This window comes from Streptomyces sp. NPDC007189, assembly GCF_040703635.1.
Taxonomy (GTDB): Bacteria; Actinomycetota; Actinomycetes; order Streptomycetales; family Streptomycetaceae; genus Streptomyces.
The window spans coordinates 309,209-329,296 of the sequence record NZ_JBEYEY010000010.1; the positions used below are offsets into that span (position 1 = coordinate 309,209).

Below are 20,088 nucleotides of genomic sequence, written 5' to 3' on the forward strand. Positions count from 1 at the left end.
CGAACGTCAGCCCCAGGTCACGGGCAGCGCGTACACGCCGTAGTGCATCGCCTTGTCGCGCAGCGGGATCTCGTGGGGCTCCACCGCGAGCCGCAGGTCCGGGAAGCGGTCGAACAGCTTCTGGTAGCCCAGGCGCAGCGTCGCCCGCGCCAGGTGCTGGCCCAGGCACTGGTGGATGCCGAAGCCGAACGCCAGGTGCCGGCGCGAGGGCCGGGTGACGTCGAAGACCTCCGGGTTCTCGAACTGCTCCGGGTCCCGGTTGGCGGCCGGCAGTGACAGCACCACGGTCTGCCCGGCCTCGATGGTCCGCCCGCCGATCTCCACGTCCTCCAACGCGACTCGACTGGCGCCCATGTGAGAGATCGTCAGATAGCGGAGCAGCTCCTCCACCGCCCGCTCCATCAGTTCCGGCCGCTTGCGGATCCTCTCCAGCTGCTCGGGGTGCTCCAGCAGCGCGAACGTGCCGAGGCCCAGCATGTTCGGGGTGGTGTCCAGGGCGCCGCCGATGGTGATCCAGGCGATGTTCGCCAGCTCCTCCTCGGTCAGCTCCCCGGTCTTCACCAGCTTGCCGAGCAGCTTGTCGTTGGGCTCGGCGAACAGCTCCTTCACGATCCGGGCCAGCGTCTGGTCCAGGGCCGTGTTGTGCTCGACGAACTCCTCCAGCGTGTAGTCGATCCGCATGATCGCCGAGAAGTGCTTGTCGAGCTCGGCGATGTCCTCCTCGGGCACACCCATCACCGAGTGCACCGACCGGTATACGACCTTCTGCACGAACGCCGGCAGCAGGTCCACCGGCGGCTCCAGACCGGCCATCTCGTCGAGCACGCCGTCGATGATCCCGGCGAGCGTCGGCTCGTACTCCTGGATCTTGCGGACCGTGAAGAAGCCCGTCAGCAGACGCCGGTAGCGGGTGTGGTCGGGCGCGTCCATGCGCACGAAGGAACCCGGCGGCGACGGCTTCGGGTCGTAGCTCTCCACCTCGAACGGCGGCGACGCCACCAGCGCCAGCAGATCGGCGCGGTGACTGAACCGCGGGTCGGTCATGATGGCCCGCACGTGCTCGTGCCGGGTCACGAGCCAGCCGTCCTTGCGGCCCGGCGCGATGTCGAACGTCAGCGGACTGATCGGGTCTTCCTCGCGCAGCCGGCGGTACTCCGGATCGGGGTCGAAGGGGCAGGTGCGGTCGGTCGGTATCACAGGGGGTTTCGGCTCGAAGGCCATGGGACTCCTCCGTCTGATGGGGGGTTGCGTCCGCCCGGGTGCGCCGCTCAGGACCGCCGGACCGTCAGCGGCAACTGCCGAAGACCGAAGACGTTGACACGGTTGTCGAAGTAGGACAGCGGGCTGTCGCGGTCCACCCGGATGTCGGCGTACCGGTCGAGCATCAGATCGAGCGCGATCCGCCCCTCCATACGGGCCAGCGGGGCGCCCAGGCAGTAGTGGATGCCGTGCCCGAAGGCGAGCTGCTTGGCATGGGGCCGGTCCCGCACGAAACGGTCCGGCTCGGGGAAGACCCGCTCGTCGCGGTTGGCGGACAGCAGCCAGAGGTACACCATCGTGTTCTCCGGCACCTTCTCCCCGGCGATCTCCACGGGCGCCGTCGGCACCCGCTCGATCTTCAGGAACGGCGGCCGCAGCCGCAGCACCTCCTCGGTGAAGGGGGCGATCAGCGCGCGCTCCTCGCGCAGCCGGCCCAGCTCCCCCTCCTCCTGGTCGAGGGTCAGCAGCATGTTGCCCAGCAGCACCGCCGTGGTGACATGACCGGCGAGCAGCAGCAGCGCAGCGAAGCTCACCACGTCCTCGTCGTTGAGGCGCTCCCCGTCGACCTCCGCCCGCACCAGCAGGCTCATCAGGTCGTCGTGCTCGCGCGCCCGCCGCTCGGCGACGTGCCCGCGCAGATAGGCGTCCAGCTCCTGCACGGTCCTGCCGAGGACCTCCGCGCCCTCGGGCGTCTCCCAGTTCACCGTCAGCAGGTTGTCCGCCCACACCTGGAACAGCGGGCGGTCCGAGGGCGGCACACCGAGCATCGAGGAGATCACGATCACCGGCAGCGGATTGGCGAACGCCTCCACCAGGTCGAAGCGGTCCGCGCCGGCCAGGCCGTCGAGCAGCTCCGTGGCGACCTCGGTGATCCGCGGCGCCAGCTCGCTGATCATCTTCGCGGTGAACACCTTGCTCACCAGCCGGCGCAGCTTGCCGTGCCGGGGCGGGTCCAGCAACAGCAGCGTTCCGCCGGGCGGTTGGCGCTCGCCGTTCGACAGCCGGGTCACCGTGTCCGAGGAGAACATCGCCGGGTCGGCGGTGATCCGCTGCACGTCCTCGTGCCGGAACACGTGGTAGCGGCCCTCGGGATCACACCACACCGGCTGCTCGTCACGCATCCGCCGCAGCCAGGCCAGCAGGCTCGCTCCGCCGTCCAGGCCCACTTCGGGCGGCGCGGAGACCTCGGGTCTGGCGGGATCGGGCACGGCTGTCATCGGAAGAACCCCTCTCGTTCAGGGCCGTCCGCACGGGCGGCGGGGCGGGAGCGACCCCAGGGCAGCACGAGCCCCGAAGCCAGGGCCACAAACACCGCCGAACTCTAGGGATTTGCCGGTCCCGGCCGACGACCGCGGCCGCCCGGGGCAACTAGGGGATTTTTCAGAGTCGGAGGTCAAGCGGCCGTCGACGCCGTGCGCGCCCCCAGACTTGACCGGGTTCGACGTGTTCCCGAAGCCATGCGGACCGCGTGGGTGTCCGAGCCTGAGGAGATCCGGTGTTGTCTACCGTCCCGAGCGCAGCGGGCCTGCCGTCGGTCGGGTCCGCCGTGGTGCACGACCCGAGCCTGGGGGGCGAGCTGTGAGCGAAGACCGCCTGCGCGAATACCTGAAGCGCGTCACCGCCGACCTGCACCGCACCACCAACCGGGTGCGCGAGCTGGAGGCCAAGGACCACGAGCCGATCGCCATCGTGTCCATGGCGTGCCGCTACCCCGGTGGCGTGCGCACCCCCGAGGACCTGTGGCGGCTCGTCGCCGACGGCCGCGACGCCATCACCCCCTTCCCCGAGGACCGCGGCTGGGACGTCGACTCCCTCTACCATCCGGACCCCGAGCACCCGGGCACCTGCTACACCCGGGAGGGCGGCTTCCTGCACGACGCCGCCGACTTCGACCCCGACTTCTTCGGCATGTCGCCCCGCGAGGCCCTGGGCACCGACCCGCAGCAGCGCCTCCTGCTGGAGATTTCCTGGGAGGCCCTCGAACGCGCCGGACTGGCACCGGGCAGCCTGCGCGGCAGCCCCACCGGAGTCTTCGTCGGCGTCATGTACAACGACTACGGCTCCCGCTTCGACGCGCCGCCGCCCGGCCTCGAGGGCTTCATCGGCAACGGCAGCGCCGGCAGCATCGCCTCCGGCCGCGTCTCCTACACCCTCGGCCTGGAAGGCCCGGCCGTCACCGTCGACACCGCCTGCTCGTCCTCCCTCGTCGCCCTTCACCTGGCCTGCCGGGCGCTGCGCGCGGGGGAGTGCTCGCTGGCCCTCGCGGGCGGCGTGGCCGTCATGTCCACCCCGGTCACCTTCACCGAGTTCAGCCGCCAGCGCGGACTCTCCCCCGACGGCCGCTGCAAGTCCTTCGCCGAGGCCGCCGACGGCACCGGCTGGGGCGAGGGCGCCGGCCTGCTCCTCCTGGAGCGCCTGTCCGACGCCCGCCGCAACGGGCACCCGGTGCTCGCCGTGATCCGCGGCAGCGCCGTCAACCAGGACGGCGCGAGCAGCGGCCTGACCGCGCCCAACGGCCCCTCCCAGCAGCGCGTCATCCGCGCCGCCCTGGCGTCGGCGGGCCTGACCCCGGCCGACGTGGACGCCGTGGAGGCCCATGGCACGGGTACGACGCTGGGCGACCCGATCGAGGCGCAGGCCCTGCTGGCCACCTACGGCCAAAACCGCGAACATCCCCTGTACCTGGGCTCGTTGAAGTCCAACATCGGGCACACCCAGGCCGCCGCCGGCGTCGGCGGCGTCATCAAGATGGTCATGGCGATGCGCCACGGAGTGCTGCCCCGCACCCTCCACGTGGACCGGCCGTCCTCGCACGTCGACTGGTCGACCGGCGCCGTCGAACTCCTCACCGAAGCTCGAGACTGGCCGGCCGCGGAGGACCGCCCCCGACGCGCGGGCGTCTCCGCCTTCGGCGTCAGCGGCACGAATGCGCATGTGGTGCTGGAGGAGGTGCCGCAGGAGCCGGTCGCGGTTCAGGCTGCTGGTGGTGGTGTGGTGGTGTGGCCGCTGTCGGCGCGGGGTGAGGGTGCGTTGCGGGCGCAGGCGGCGCGGCTGCTGGAGTGCGTGGGCGAGGGTGTGGGGTCGGCGGCGGATGTGGGGTGGTCGCTGGCGGTGACGCGGTCGGTGTTCGAGGACCGTGCGGTGGTGGTGGGCTCGGGCTGGGAGGAGTTGCGGTCGGGGCTGGCCGCGGTGGCGGCGGGTGAGTCGCATGCGCGGGTGGTGCGGGGTGCGGCGGTGCGGGGGCGTACGGCGTTCCTGTTCGCGGGGCAGGGATCGCAGCGGCTGGGGATGGGCCGGGAGCTGTACGAGCACTTCCCGGTGTTCGCGGCGGCTTTCGATGCGGTGGACGCGGAACTGCCCTTCGGCTTGCGGGAGATCGTGTTCGGTGAGGACGCCGACCGGTTGAACCGGACGGAGTTCGCGCAGCCCGCGCTGTTCGCCCTGGAAGTCGCCCTGTTCCGGTTGCTGGAGTCGTGGGGTGTGCGCCCGGATGTGCTGGCCGGTCATTCGATCGGTGAGATCGCGGCCGCGCATGTGGCGGGTGTGTGGTCGCTGGCGGATGCGTGCCGCCTGGTTGTGGCGCGTGGGCGGTTGATGCAGGCGCTGCCTGAGGGTGGTGCGATGGTGGCGGTGCAGGCTTCAGAAGACGAAGTACTGCCCCTGCTCGGTGACGAGGTGGGTATTGCTGCGGTCAACGGGCCGCAGGCGGTGGTGGTTTCGGGCGCCGTAGAGGCTGTCGAGGAGATCGCCGAGCGCTTCCGCGCCGAGGGCCGCAAGGTCACTGCTCTGCGGGTGAGTCACGCCTTCCACTCGCCGCTGATGGAGCCGATGCTCGCCGATTTCCGCGAGGTCGCGCGGAGCCTGTCGTACGACCGCCCCAAGCTCCCCATCGTCTCGACCGTGACCGGTGTGTCCGCCACCGACGAAGAGCTGACCTCCCCCGAGTACTGGGTCGACCACGTCCGCCGTACCGTCCGCTACGCCGACGCGCTCCAGGCGCTCGCCGAGCGCAAGGTCAACCGGTTCCTCGAACTCGGCCCCGACGGCACCCTCACCGCCCTCGCCCGGTCAGTCTTCGACGGCGGCACCCGGGTCGTGGTGCCCGCGCTGCGCAAGGAGGGGTCGGAGCAGGTCGCCCTGCTCAGCGCCGTAGGCGCGCTGCACGTACACGGGCTCAGCCCCGACTGGTCCGCACTGTTCCCCGGGGCGAGGAACATCACGCTGCCCACCTATCCCTTCCAGCGGCGCCGGTACTGGCTCGACCCGCTGCCCGGCAGCGGGCCGCACGCCGGTGGGCATCCGCTGCTCGGGTCCGTGGTGACCCTGGCCGACTCGTCCGCCGTCGTGTCCACCACCGTGCTGTCCACCCGCAGCCACCCCTGGCTGGCCGACCACACCGTCGCCGGCCGGGCGGTGCTGCCGACGGCCGCGTACCTCGACTTCGCCCTGCACCTCGGCGCCCGCGTCGGGTGCGGCCACGTCGCGACGCTCGACCAGGAGCAGGCCCTCGTCCTGGACGACCGTACGTCCGTCGAGCTGCAGGTCGTCCTGGACGCCCCCGGCGACGACGGCACCAGGCCGTTCGCCTGCTACTCCCGCCCGGTCACCGCGACCGGCGCCGCGGCGGACGGCGACGAGGACACGGACCGGCCCTGGACCCGCCACGCGCACGGCGTCCTCGCGCCCGCCGGGGCACTGGCGCCCGCGTCCCCCGAGCCGGTCGGCGACGCGGGTTCCTGGCCCCCGGCCGACGCCGAGGAACTGGACCCCGCCGAAGTCGACGCCCTGTACGAGGCGTCGCGGGACGGCGGACTCGACCACGGTTCCGCCTTCCGCGCGCTCACCGCCGTATGGCGGGCCGGTGACGAGGTGTACGCCGAGGCCGTCGTACCGGAAGAGCTGCAGGCGGACGCGCTGCGGGTCGCGCTGCACCCGGTCCTGCTGGACGCGGCCCTGCACACGGCCCCGGCGCTCGGCCGGGCCGGATCGGTCGCCGTGGCGTGGCGGGACTGCACCCTGCACGCCGCCTCCGCGGAGGCGCTGCGCATCCGGCTGCGCCCACTGGCCGACGGCGCCCTGCGGCTGGACGTGGCCGACGACACCGGAGCACCCGTCGCCACCGTGGGCGAGGTCACGGTCACACCGGCCACCGAGTTGCCGCTTCCGGCCGCCGAAGAGGCCTTTGCCGACGATCTGTTCGTCGTGGAGTGGTTCGAACTAGCCGCTCGGCTTGCGAACCTGAAAGACACTCAGTCGGCTGTCCTCGGTGACGGGCCCGCACCGGCGGGCGCCTTGCGGTACGCGGATGCGGACGCGTTGTTCACCGCCCTCGACCAAGCCGGCGCCGTACCCGAGTTGGTGTTCTTCCCCGTGAACGGCGAGAGCGCCGAACTGCCCGCCGGTGTGCACGAGGTGACCGCCCGGACGCTGGACGTGCTGCGGCGCTGGACTGCCGACGAGCGGACCGCGGGCGCCCGTCTGGTCGTGGTCACCCGTCACGCCGCCTCCGTCCGGGACGGTGAGCCCGTCGCCGACCTGGCTGCCTCCGCCGTGCGCGGTCTGGTGCGTTCCGCCCAGTCGGAGAACCCCGGACGCTTCCTGCTCCTCGACACCGACGGCGAGGCGGCGGACGACGCTCTCCTGGCCGCCGCCGTGAACGCCCTCGACGACGGTGAGACCGAGATCGCCCTGCGCGCCGGACGCGTGTACGGCGCCCGCCTCACCCGCCACCGGGCCGGTACGACCGCCCCCGCCCCCGCGTTCGACCCCGAGCGCACTGTCCTGATCACCGGCGCGGGCGGCACCGTGGCCGCGGCCGTGGCCCGGCACCTGGTGGCCGCGCACGGCGTGCGGCACCTGCTGCTCGCCGGCCGGCGCGGTCCGGACGCGCCGGGCGCCGCCGCGCTGCGCGCCTCCCTCGAAGAGGCGGGCGCGCAGGTGACGATCGCGGCGTGCGACGTCGCCGACCCCGCCGCGCTGGCCGGACTGCTGGCGGGCGTGGACCAGGCGCACCCGCTCGGGGCCGTCTTCCACGCCGCCGGTGTCATCGACGACGGCGTGATCGGCACCCTCACCGCCGAGCAGCTGTCGGCCGTACTGAGCCCGAAGGCGGACGCCGCGGTGCACCTGGAGCGGCTCACCCGGGACCTGGACCTGTCGGCGTTCGTGCTGTTCTCCTCCGCCGCCGCCACCTTCGGCGGGCCCGGCCAGGGCAACTACGCCGCCGCCAACGCCTTCCTGGAGGCGCTGGCCACCACCCTGCGGGCGCAGGGCCGGCCGGCGTACGCCCTCGGCTGGGGGTTGTGGGCCGAGGACAGCGGCATGACCGCCGGGCTCGGCGACGCCGACCGCGGGCGCATGGCCCGAGCCGGTGTCGCCGCGCTGCCCACCGACGACGCCGTCGCCCTGCTCGACCGCGCCCTGGCGCAGGAGCGGGCCGTGCTGCTGCCGGTCCGGCTGGACCTCGCCGCCGCCCGCGCCGCCACCACGCCCACCCCGGCGCTGCTGCGCGACCCGGCCGCCCCCGCGCGCCGTACCGCGACCGCCGGACGGCCCGGCGTACGGCTGGCCCGGACGCTCGCCGCCCTCCCGGAGGCCGAACGGCCCACCGCCGTCCTGCGGCTGCTGCAGACGGAGATCGCCGCCGTCCTCGGCCACGCGCCCGGCACCCCGGCCGCCGACCCCGAACGCGCCTTCCGCGACCTCGGCTTCGACTCGCTCACCGCGGTCGACCTGCGCAACGCCCTCGAACGGCGCACCGGTCTCAAGCTCGCCCCCACCGTCGCCTTCGACCACCCCACCCCGGCCGCGCTCGCCGCCCACCTGCTGCGCGCCCTGCCCGCCGACGACCGGCGCGGCCCGCAGACCGCCGGCACCCGGACGCGCACCGCGCGCACCGGCGCCGACGAGCCCATCGCCATCGTCGGCATGGCCTGCCGGCTCCCCGGCGGCGCCGACACCCCCGAGCGCCTGTGGGAGCTTCTCGCCTCCGGAGCCGACGGCCTCTCCGGCTTTCCCGCCGACCGGGGCTGGGACCTCGGCTCCCTCTACCACCCCGACCCGGACCACGAGGGCACCAGCTACACCCGCACCGGCGGGTTCCTCGACGGAGTCGACCGGTTCGACCCGGCGTTCTTCGGCATCTCGCCCCGCGAGGCGCTGGCGATGGACCCGCAGCAGCGGCTGCTGCTGGAGGTGTGCTGGGAGGCGGTGGAGCGCGCCGGCATGGACCCGCGCACCCTGCGCGGGTCCCGCACCGGCGTCTTCGCCGGCACCAACGGCCAGGACTACGCCGCGCTGTTGCGCACCTCGGCCGAGGACGTCGACGGCTACCTCGGCACCGGCAACGCCGCCAGCGTCGTCTCCGGGCGCATCTCCTACACCCTCGGCCTGGAGGGCCCCGCGGTCACCGTCGACACCGCCTGCTCGTCGTCCCTGGTCGCCCTGCACTGGGCGGTGCGGGCGCTGCGCGCGGGGGAGTGCGACCTCGCGCTCGCCGGTGGTGTCACCGTGATGTCGACCCCGGCGGCCTTCCTGGAGTTCAGCCGACAGCGCGGCCTGGCGCCCGACGGCCGCTGCAAGGCCTACTCCGACGACGCCGACGGCACCGGCTGGGGCGAGGGCGCCGGCATGCTGCTCGTCGAGCGGCTCTCCGACGCCCGCCGGGCCGGGCACCGGGTGCTGGCCGTCGTCCGCGGCAGCGCCGTCAACTCCGACGGCGCCTCCAACGGGCTCACCGCACCCAACGGCCCCTCCCAGGAGCGGGTCATCCGCGCCGCGCTCGCCGACGCCGGGCTCACCCCCGCCGACGTCGACGCCGTCGAGGGACACGGCACCGGAACCGTCCTCGGCGACCCCATCGAGGCCCAGGCACTCCTCGCCACCTACGGCCAGGACCGCGAACACCCCTTGTGGCTCGGCTCGGTGAAGTCCAACCTCGGGCACACCCAGGCCGCCGCCGGTGTCGCCGGCGTCATCAAGACCGTCCTGGCGCTGCGCCACGCCGAACTGCCCCGCACCCTGCACGCCGACCGGCCCTCCACCCACGTTGACTGGGACTCCGGCGCGGTACGGCTGCTCACCGAGGCCCGGCCCTGGCCGCACGACCCCGCCCGGCCCCGGCGCGCCGGTGTGTCGTCCTTCGGGTTCAGCGGCACCAACGCCCATGTCATCCTCGAAGAAGCCCCGCCCGCACCCGACCGCGACCGCCACGGCGGCACCACGACACCGGCCCGGCCTGCCGCGGAAGCCCGTACGGCACCGGCCCAGCAGGCCGGCGAGCACCGCCCCGTCGCCCACGGCCTGCTCGCCTGGCCGCTGGCCGCCCGGTCCCCGCAGGCGCTGCGCGCGCAGGCCGCGCGGCTCGTCGACCACGTCACCCGGCAGCCGGAACTGTCCGCCGCCGACATCGGCCACTCGCTGGCCACCACCCGCACGCCGTTCGAGCACCGGGCGGTCCTGCTCGGCCGCGACCGCGGCGACCTGCTCGCCGACCTCACCCTGCTCGCCGCCGCCGAACCGGGCGCGGAGGAGAGCGGCGCCGCGCTGCGCTCCGCCCGCACCGCGTTCCTGTTCACCGGACAGGGCTCCCAGCGCCCCGGCATGGGCGCCGGGCTGCACGCCGCGTTCCCCGTGTTCGCCGACGCCTTCGACGAGGTGTGCGCCCACTTCGGGCCCGGCGTCCTCGACACGCCCCTGCGCGAGGCCGTCCTCGGCGACGCCGGACACCTGCTGGACCGAACCGGCTACGCCCAGCCCGCCCTGTTCGCGTTCGAGGTGGCCCTGTACCGCCTCGTGCGCTCTCTCGGTGTGACGCCCGACCATCTGCTGGGCCACTCCATCGGCTCGCTGGCCGCCGCGCACGCCGCCGGGGTGCTCTCCCTGCCCGACGCCTGCACTCTGGTCGCCGCCCGCGCCCGGCTGATGGACGCCCTGCCCGACGGCGGCGCCATGGTCGCGCTGCAGGCCACCGAGGAGGAGGCGCTGCCGCTGCTGGGCGACGGTGTGGGGATCGCCGCCGTCAACGGCCCCCACTCGGTGGTGGTCTCCGGCGAGGAGACCGCCGTCCTCGACGTGGCCGCCCGTGTCGAGGGCCTGGGCCGGCGCACCAAGCGGCTGCGGGTCAGCCACGCCTTCCACTCGCCGCTCATGGAGCCCATGCTGGACGACTTCCGTGCGGTCGCCGCCGGCCTGGACTACCGCGAGCCGGTCATCCCGGTGATCTCCGACGTCACCGGCCGTCCGGCGACCGCGGCGGAACTCGCCTCCCCCGACTACTGGGTGCGCCACGTCCGCCAGACCGTCCGCTTCCACGACGGCGTGCGCGCCCTGGAGGAGGCCGGCGTCGGCCGCTACCTGGAGATCGGCCCTGACGGCACGCTCACCGCGCTCACCGCCGACGCCGTCACCGCCCCCGACCGGTGCGCCGCCGTCGCCCTGCTGCGCCCCGGCCGCGACGAGACCGGCAGCCTGCTCAACGGGCTCGCCCAGGCCCATGTGCACGGCGTGGACGTCGACTGGACCGCCGCCGCACCCGGCTCCGGCCGCGTCGTCGACCTGCCCACCTACCCCTTCCAGCGGCAGCGCTACTGGCCCGGCACGCGCGGCCGCGGCGCGGGCGACCTCGCCGCCGCCGGTCTCGCCGACGCCGGGCATCCGCTGCTCGGCGCCCGCGTCGACCTCGCCGACTGTGACGAGTACGTCTTCACCAGCCGGCTCTCCCTGGCGGACCAGCCCTGGCTCACCGACCACGCCGTCGGCGGCACCGCCATCCTGCCCGGCACCGCCTACCTCGACCTCGCCCTGCTCGCCGGGGCCCGCGCCGGCTGCGACCGCGTCATCGAACTCACCCTGCTGGAGCCGCTGGCGCCGGCCCCCGGCCAGGCCTTCGCCCTGCAGGTGCGGCTGGGCGCGCCCGACGCCGACGGCAACCGCCGCATCGGCGTGCACTCCCGCCCCGTCGACGCCGGCCCCGACCGGCCCTGGACCCGCCATGCCGACGGCGTCCTCGGCGCCGGCGCCGTCCCCGAGCCCGACGCGCCGCTCGCCGACTGGCCGCCCGCGGGCGCCGAGGAACTCGCCGTCGAGGACACCTACGACCGGCTCGCCGACGCCGGCTTCGGCTACGGCCCCGTCTTCCAGGGCCTGCGCGCCGCCTGGCGCTCCGGTACGGAGGTGTACGCCGAGATCGCGCTGCCGGAGCAGGCGCACCCCGACGCCCCCCGCTACGGCGTGCACCCCGCCCTGCTCGACGCCGCCCTGCACGCCACCGCGTTCCTGCCGCTGGACGACTCCGCCCGGGGCCGGCTGCCGTTCTCCTGGCGGGACGTCACCCTGCACGCCACCGGCGCCACCGCCGTCCGCGTACGGCTCTCCCTGCGCGACGGCGACGCCGTCGCCCTGGACGTCGCCGACACCACCGGGCGGGCCGTCGCCTCCATCGGCGCCCTCACCCTGCGCGCCGTCGACCCCGACGCGCTGCGCGCACGCCCCGACCGGGGCTCCGGCGACCTGTACCGGCTCGACTGGCAGCCGCAGCCCGCCGACCAGGGCACCGAGGCGGCCCTGACGGTGCTCGGCGACGACGCGGGACGCACGTTCGCGGCGGACCTCGCCGCCGCGGGCGTCACCGCCGACGTCACCGACACCGCCGACCTCACCGCCCTCGCCGCCCGCGCCGACGTCCCCCGCACGCTCCTCGCCGTCCTGCCCGCCGAGGACACCCCCCTGGACCGCGCCGGACACGCGGCGGCGCGCCGGGCCCTCGCCCTCGTCCGGCATCTCCTCGACGAGCCCCGGCTGCGGTCCACCCGGCTCGTCCTGGTGACCCGCGAGGCCGTCATGCCCGAGGGGCCCGCCGGGCCCGGCGTCCGCCACCCCGCCGCCGCCTCCGCCTGGGGCCTGGTGCGCTCCGCCCAGTCCGAACACCCCGGCCGGTTCGTCCTCCTGGACACCGACGCCGCCTCCCTCGCCGCGCTGCCCGCCGCACTGGCCCACCCGGACGACCAACTCGCCCTGCGTGAGGGCACCGTGCACACGCCGCGCCTCGCCCGCACCGACGACTCCACCGCACTGCGCCCGCCGCACGGCACGACCGCGCCCGCCTGGCGGCTGGACATGGTCCGCAAGGGCACCCTCGACGGACTGGAGCTGGTCCCCGCCCCCGACGCCGAACGCCCCCTGAACGAGGGCGAGATACGCATCGCCGTGCGCGCCGCCGGCGTCAACTTCCGCGACGTCCTCAACGCCCTCGGCATGTATCCCGGCCCGGCCCGCGACTTCGGCCTGGAAGGCGCCGGCGTGGTCACCGAGACCGGCCCCGGCGTGACCGGGCTGCGGGCCGGCGACCGCGTGCTCGGCATGTTCCCCTCCGCCTACGGGCCCGTCGCCGTCGCCGACGCCCGCACCGTGGCCCGTATCCCCGACGGCTGGACGTTCGCCCAGGCGGCGACCGTGCCGATCGTGTTCCTCACCGCCTACTACGCCCTCGTCGACCTCGGCCGTATCGAACCGGGCCAGTCCGTTCTCGTGCACGCCGCGGCCGGCGGCGTCGGCATGGCCGCGACCCAGCTCGCCCGCCACCTCGGCGCCGAGGTGTACGCCACCGCAGGCCCCGGCAAGTGGGACACCCTGCGCGCCGCCGGACTCGACGACACGCACATCGCCTCCTCCCGCGACCTCGCCTTCGAGGACGCCTTCCGCAAGGCGACCGGCGGCCGCGGCGTCGACCTCGTCCTGGACTCCCTCGCGGGCGAGTTCGTCGACGCCTCCCTGCGCCTGCTGCCGCGCGGCGGCCACTTCCTGGAGATGGGCAAGACCGACGTCCGCGACCCCGCCGACGTCGCCGCCCGCCACCCCGGCGTGAAATACCGCGCCTTCGACCTGATCGAGGCCGGCCCCGACCGCATCGGGGAGATGCTCACCGCGCTCGTCGAGCTGTTCGAGGCCGGTGCCCTCACCCCGCTGCCCGTCACCCCGTGGGACGTCCGCCACGCCCCCGCCGCGTTCCGCCACATGGCGCAGGCCCGCCACATCGGCAAGGTCGTCCTCACCATGCCCGCACCGCTCGACCCGGACGGCACCGTCCTGATCAGCGGCGGCACCGGCGGCCTCGGCGCGCTCCTCGCCCGCCACCTCGTCACCGAACACGGCGTACGCCACCTGCTGCTCGCCTCCCGCAGCGGCCCCGACGCCCCCGGCGCCGGGCAGCTCGCCGACGAACTCCGCGCGCTCGGAGCCGACGTGCACATCGAGGCCGCCGACGTCGCCGACCGGGACCGGGCCGCTGCCCTCCTCGACGCCGTACCCGACGCCCACCCGCTGACCGCGGTCGTGCACGCCGCCGGCGTCCTCGACGACACGGTCGTGGACCAGCTCACCCCCGAGCGGCTGGACGCCGTCCTGCGGCCCAAGCTGGACGCCGCCGTACACCTGCACGAACTGACCCGCCACCTCGACCTGTCCGCGTTCGTGCTGTTCTCCTCCGTCGCCGGCACCCTCGGCGCACCCGGCCAGGGCAACTACGCCGCCGCCAACGCCTTCCTCGACGCGCTCGCCGAGCACCGCCGCGCCCTGGGCCTGCCCGCGCTGTCCCTGCCCTGGGGCCCCTGGTCCCAGGTCGCCGGCATGACCGGCGGGCTCACCGACGCCGACATCCGCCGCATGGAACGCGCCGGACTGCCGCCGCTCAGCCCGAAGGAGGGCCTGGCCCTCTTCACCGAGGCACTGGACCGGCCCGCCGCCGTCCAGGCACCGCTGGCCGTGGACCCCGCCCGCCTCGGCGTCGACGGCCCGGTGCACCCGCTGCTGGCCGCACTGGCCCGCGTCCGGCGGACCGTCCGCGACCTCACGGTGGCCACCGACTCCGGCACCGGCCTCGCCGCGGAACTCGGCCGCCTCGGCGCTGCCGAACGGCACCGCAGGCTCGTCGAGGAGGTCTGCCGCCAGGTCGCCGCCGTCCTCGGACACGCCTCCGCGGCCCGCATCGACCCCGACCAGTCCTTCAAGGAACTCGGCTTCGACTCGCTCACCGCGGTCGAGCTGCGCAACCGGATGAACTCCGCCACCGGCGTGCTGCTGCCCGCCACGCTCGTCTTCGACTACCCGACGCCCGCCGTGCTCGCCGACCACCTGTGCCGCGAGCACTTCGCGGACGGCGACGAGGGCGGCACCGGCCCGGCGACGGCCAACGGCGCCCCCGGCGAGCCCGACGAGGCGACCATCCGCAAGCTGCTCATGTCCATCCCGATCACCACCTTCCGCGACTCGGGCCTGCTGGACGCCCTGATGGCCCTCGCCCCCGCGACACCCGCCGCCGTCCCCGGCCCCCGCACCGGGAACCGGCCCGGCACCGCGACCGGTCCCGCCGCGGGCGACCCCGCCGCGTCCGACGAGGCGGAGGTGGACGTCGACGACCTCGACGTCGACGACCTGGTCCGGATGGCCCTGGGCGCCGACGACTGAGCGCCGCCACCCCTCATACCGACCCACCGCCCGCCCCTGGCCCCGTGACCGCATCGAAGTGCGAAGTGTGGAGCTGAGCATGTCCTCCGAAAAAGTCGTCGAAGCCCTCCGTGCCTCGCTGCGGGAGAACGAACGGCTGCGCAAGCACAACCAGCAGCTGGAGCAGGCGATGACCGAGCCGGTCGCCATCGTCGCGATGGCGTGCCGCTGGCCGGGCGGGGCCGACACCCCGGAGGACTTCTGGCGGCTCCTCGCCGACGGCACGGACGCCATGACCGGCTTCCCCGCCGACCGCGGCTGGGACCTCGAGGGCCTGTTCCAGCACGACGGCGGCCGGGGCAGCGCCGCCACCCAGGGCGGCTTCGTCCGCGACGCCGACCGCTTCGACGCCGCCTTCTTCGGCATCTCCCCCCGCGAGGCCCTCGCCATGGACCCGCAGCAGCGCCTCCTGCTGGAGGTCGCCTGGGAGACCGTAGAACGCGCCGGCATCGCCCCCGCCGCCCTGCGCGGCAGCAGCACCGGCGTGTTCGTCGGCGCCAGCAACCAGGAATACGGCTCCGGGCTCCGCGAGATCCCCGAAGAGGTCGAGGGACACATCCTCACCGGCAACACCGGCAGCGTCGTCTCCGGCCGCGTCGCCTACACCCTCGGCCTGGAAGGCCCGGCCGTCACCGTCGACACCGCCTGCTCGTCCTCCCTCGTCGCCCTCCACCTCGCGGTGCACGCCCTGCGCGCGGGGGAGTGCTCCCTTGCCCTCGCGGGCGGCGTCGCCGTCATGTCCACCCCCGGCGCCTTCGTCGAGTTCAGCCGCCAGGGCGGCATGGCCGCCGACGGCCGCTGCAAGCCGTTCGCCGAGGCCGCCGACGGCACCGGCTGGGGCGAGGGCGCCGGCCTGCTCCTCCTGGAGCGCCTGACCGACGCCCGCCGCAACGGGCACCGGGTCCTGGCCGTGATCCGCGGCAGCGCCGTCAACCAGGACGGCGCCTCCAACGGCCTCACCGCGCCCAACGGCCCCTCCCAGCAGCGCGTGATCCGCGCCGCCCTGGCGACGGCGGGCCTGACCCCGGCCGACGTGGACGCCGTCGAGGCGCATGGCACCGGTACGACGCTGGGCGATCCGATCGAGGCGCAGGCCCTGCTCGCCACGTACGGCCAGGACCGCGAACACCCGCTCTGGCTCGGCTCGGTGAAGTCCAACATCGGCCACACCCAGGCAGCCGCCGGTGTCGCGGGCGTCATGAAGATGGTGCTCGCCATGCAGCACGGCATGCTGCCGCGCACCCTGCACGTGGACGAGCCGTCCTCGCACGTCGACTGGTCCGCCGGCGCCGTCGAACTCCTCACCGAGGCTCAGGAATGGCCGACGCACGACGACCGCCCGCGCCGCGCGGGAGTGTCGTCCTTCGGCATCTCCGGCACGAATGCGCATGTGGTGCTGGAGGAGGTGCCGCAGGAGCCGGTCGCGGTTCAGGCTGATGGTGGTGGTGTGGTGGTGTGGCCGCTGTCGGCGCGGGGTGAGGGTGCGTTGCGGGCGCAGGCGGCGCGGTTGCTGGAGTGTGTGAGTGAGGGTGTGGGGTCGGCGGCGGATGTGGGGTGGTCGCTGGCGGTGACGCGGTCGGTGTTCGAGGACCGTGCGGTGGTGGTGGGCTCGGGTTGGGAGGAGTTGCGGTCGGGGCTGGCCGCGGTGGCGGCGGGTGAGTCGCATGCGCGGGTGGTGCGGGGTGCGGCGGTGCGGGGGCGTACGGCGTTCCTGTTCGCGGGGCAGGGATCGCAGCGGCTGGGGATGGGCCGGGAGCTGTACGAGCACTTCCCGGTGTTCGCGGCGGCTTTCGATGCGGTGGACGCGGAACTGCCTTTCGGCTTGAGGGAGATCGTGTTCGGTGAGGACGCCGACCGGTTGAACCGGACGGAGTTCGCGCAGCCCGCGCTGTTCGCCTTGGAAGTCGCCCTGTTCCGGTTGCTGGAGTCGTGGGGTGTGCGCCCGGATGTGCTGGCGGGTCATTCGATCGGTGAGATCGCGGCCGCGCATGTGGCTGGTGTGTGGTCGCTGGCGGATGCGTGCCGCCTGGTTGTGGCGCGTGGGCGGTTGATGCAGGCGCTCCCGGCAGGGGGTGCGATGGTGGCGGTGCAGGCCTCGGAGGAGGAGGTGCTGCCGCTGCTCGGTGAGCAGGTGGGCATAGCGGCGGTCAACGGCCCGCAGGCGGTGGTGATTTCGGGTGCCGCAGAGGCTGTCGAAGAGATCGCCGAGCGCTTCCGCGCCGAGGGCCGCAAGGTCACCGCTCTGCGCGTGAGCCACGCCTTCCACTCCCCGCTCATGGAGCCGATGCTCGCCGACTTCCGCAAGGTCGCGCGGAGCCTGTCGTACGACCGCCCCAAGCTCCCCATCGTCTCGACCGTGACCGGTGTGTCCGCCACCGACGAAGAGCTGACCTCCCCGGAGTACTGGGTCGACCACGTCCGCCGTACCGTCCGCTACGCCGACGCCCTGCGCACGCTGGCCGACGAGCACGCCACCGCACGCTTCCTGGAGCTCGGCCCCGACGGCACCCTCACCGCCCTCGCCCGGACCGTGCTGCCCGCTGCGGAGTACGACGCCGAGGCGGCCGTCGAGCAGCAAGTCGCGGTGCCCGCGCTGCGCAAGGAGGGGCCGGAGCAGGTCGCCCTGCTGAGTGCCGTAGGCGCGCTGCACGCGCACGGGCTCAGCCCCGACTGGTCCGCGCTGTTCCCCGGCGCGAAGGCCCTCGCCCTGCCCACGTATGCCTTCCAGCGGCAGCGGTACTGGCTGGCGGACGTGGCCGCCGGCGGGGTCGACGGACGGGGAGAGGCGGTCGACTCGGCGTTCTGGGCGGCCGTCCGCAAGGGGGACGTCCAGGAGCTGGCCGGGCGGCTGGCGCTGGACCCCGATGTCCTCGCGCCCGTGCTGCCCGCGCTGACGGCCTGGCACCACAGCAGTGTGCAGCGGTCCACCGCCGCGTCCTGGCAGTACCGCGAGACGTGGACGCCCCTGGAGGTCCCGGCCGGTGCGGCCTCCGGGGTCTGGCTGGTGCCGTTCTGCGCCGACGACGCCGAGGCCGCGGAGACGGCGGCCGCCGTGGCGGAGGCGTTCACCGCCGGCGGAGCGGAGGGGATCCCCGTGCCGGTCGCCGCCGACGCCGACCGCGCCCGGATCGCCGCCGCTCTGGGCGAGGCACACCATGGCGGCTCGGCGCAGCTGCTCTCGCTGCTCGCGCTGACCGAGACCCCGCACCCCGGCCACGACGACGTGCCCCTCGGCCTGCACCTGAACACCCTGCTGGTGCAGGCGCTGGCCGAGACCGGGACCGGGGCGCGGCTGTGGGCGGCCACCCGGTCCGCGGTGTCCGTGGGCGCCGTCGACCCGCTCACCCGGCCGGTGCAGGCCACCACCTGGGGCCTGGGCCGCACCGTCGCCGTCGAACACTCCGACCTGTGGGCCGGCCTCGTCGACCTGCCGTCCCGGCTGGACGAGTGGATCCTGACCCGGCTCGTCGCGTGCGTGACCCGCCCCGGCGACGACAGTGAACTGGCGGTGCGCGACTCCGCCGTGTTCGCACGCAGGATCGTCCGGGTCGTCCGTGACGACGACGACCGTCCCGAGCCGCGGTTGACCGGAACGACCTTGATCACCGGCGGCACCGGCATCATCGGCGCCCACGTCGCACGCCACCTCGCCCGGCAGGGCGCCGAGCACCTGCTGCTCGTCAGCCGACGCGGGCCCGACGCTCCGGGCGCCGGTGAACTGCGCCGCGAACTGGAGGAGTTGGGCGCGGCGGTCACCATCGCCGCCTGCGACCCCGCCGACCGGGCGGCCCTGGACGCCCTGCTCGCCACCGTGCCCGCCGACCGGCCCCTCACCGCGGTCCTGCACATGGCGGGCACCCTCGACGACGCGCCGCTCACCGCCATGGACCCCGCGCGGTACGCCACCGTCCTGCGCGCCAAGCTGCGCGCCGCCGCCAACCTCGACGAGGCGACCCGCGACCTGGCGAACCCCCTCACCGCGTTCGTGCTGTTCTCGTCGATCGCCGGCGCCCTCGGCTCCGCCGGCCAGGCCGGATACGCGGCCGGAAACGCCCACCTCGACGCCCTGGCCCGCGCCCGCCGCGCCGCCGGACTGACCGCCACCTCCGTCGCCTGGGGCCCGTGGGCCGGCGGCGGCATGGCCGACGATCCGGCCGTCCTGGCCCGGCTGCGGCGCGGCGGCCTGACACCGATGGAGGCCGAACCGGCGCTCACCGCCCTCGGCCGGATCCTCGCCCACGACGACACCTGGGCGCTGGTCTCCGACATCGACTGGGGCCGTATCGCCGAGGGCCGGCGCGGCCTTCCGGGCGGTGCCCTGTTCAGCCGTATCCCCGAGGCCGCCCACGCCGCCGCGGCCGCCGCCGATCCGGCCGACGCACACGGCGGCCGGCTCCGCGCCGAACTCGCCCCGCTGGGCGCCGCCGAGCGCCGCCGGCTGCTGCTGACGCTGGTCCGGCGCAGCGCGGCCACCGCCCTCGGCCACCCGACACCGGAGAGCATCCAGCCCACGCGGGCGTTCCAGGACTGCGGCTTCGACTCGCTCACGGCCGTGGAACTGCGCAACCTGCTCGCCACCGCGACCGGCCTCGCCCTGCCCACCACCCTCGTCTTCGACCACCCCACCCCCGTGGCCCTCGCCGACCACCTGCTCCACGCGCTCGACGACGGCACCCTGCCCGCCGTCCACCACGCCGCCACCGAGCACCGGGCCGCCGCCACGGACGAGCCGATCGCGATCGTCGCGATGGCCTGCCGCTACCCCGGCCGGGTCGGCTCGCCCGAGGACCTGTGGGATCTCCTCACCCGCGGCGGCGACGCCATCTCCGCGTTCCCCGCCGACCGCGGCTGGGACCTCGACGCACTGTACGACCCGGACTCGCGCCGCGCAGGCACCAGTTACGTCGGCGAGGGCGGCTTCCTCGACGGGGCCGCCGAGTTCGACGCGGGCTTCTTCGGCATCTCCCCGCGGGAGGCGGTCGCCATGGACCCGCAGCAGCGGCTGCTGCTGGAGGTGTCCTGGGAGACCGTCGAACGGGCCGGCCTCGACCCGCGCTCGCTGCGCGGCAGCAGCACCGGCCTGTTCGTCGGCTGCGGCCACCAGGGCTACGGCGCCACCCTCACCGACGTCCCCGACGACGTGCGCGGCCATCTGCTCACCGGCAGCGCGGCCAGCCTCGCCTCCGGCCGCGTCGCCTACGCGCTCGGCCTGGAGGGCCCCGCCGTCACCCTCGACACGGCCTGCTCGTCGTCGCTGGTCGCGTTGCATCTGGCGGTGCAGGCGCTGCGCAATGGTGAGTGTGATCTGGCGCTGGCCGGTGGTGTGAC

General features: G+C 74.7%; 4 protein-coding genes. 2 read left to right on the forward strand and 2 right to left on the reverse strand.

Going from position 1 to position 20,088, the window contains the following annotated elements; genetic code table 11:
* Positions 1 to 6: 6 nt before the first annotated feature.
* Positions 7 to 1,221: a cytochrome P450 gene (locus AB0950_RS22230; RefSeq protein WP_360161663.1), complete on the reverse strand. Its 1,215-nt coding sequence runs from the start codon at positions 1,219 to 1,221 to the stop codon at positions 7 to 9.
* A 47-nt stretch (positions 1,222 to 1,268) separates the two neighbouring features.
* A complete protein-coding gene (locus tag AB0950_RS22235; protein WP_360572856.1) occupies positions 1,269 to 2,477 on the reverse strand; it encodes a cytochrome P450 in 1,209 nt (402 codons plus the stop codon).
* Between the two features lie 361 nt (positions 2,478 to 2,838).
* Here AB0950_RS22235 and AB0950_RS22240 point away from each other — a divergent pair, with 361 nt between their 5' ends.
* Together AB0950_RS22240 and AB0950_RS22245 are read left to right on the forward strand one after the other, a co-directional pair.
* Positions 2,839 to 14,721: an SDR family NAD(P)-dependent oxidoreductase gene (locus AB0950_RS22240; protein ID WP_366779272.1), complete on the forward strand. Its 11,883-nt coding sequence runs from the start codon at positions 2,839 to 2,841 to the stop codon at positions 14,719 to 14,721.
* Positions 14,722 to 14,800: 79 nt separating this feature from the next.
* A partial coding sequence (locus AB0950_RS22245) for a type I polyketide synthase (protein WP_366779273.1) occupies positions 14,801 to 20,088 on the forward strand: 5,288 nt, incomplete at its 3' end.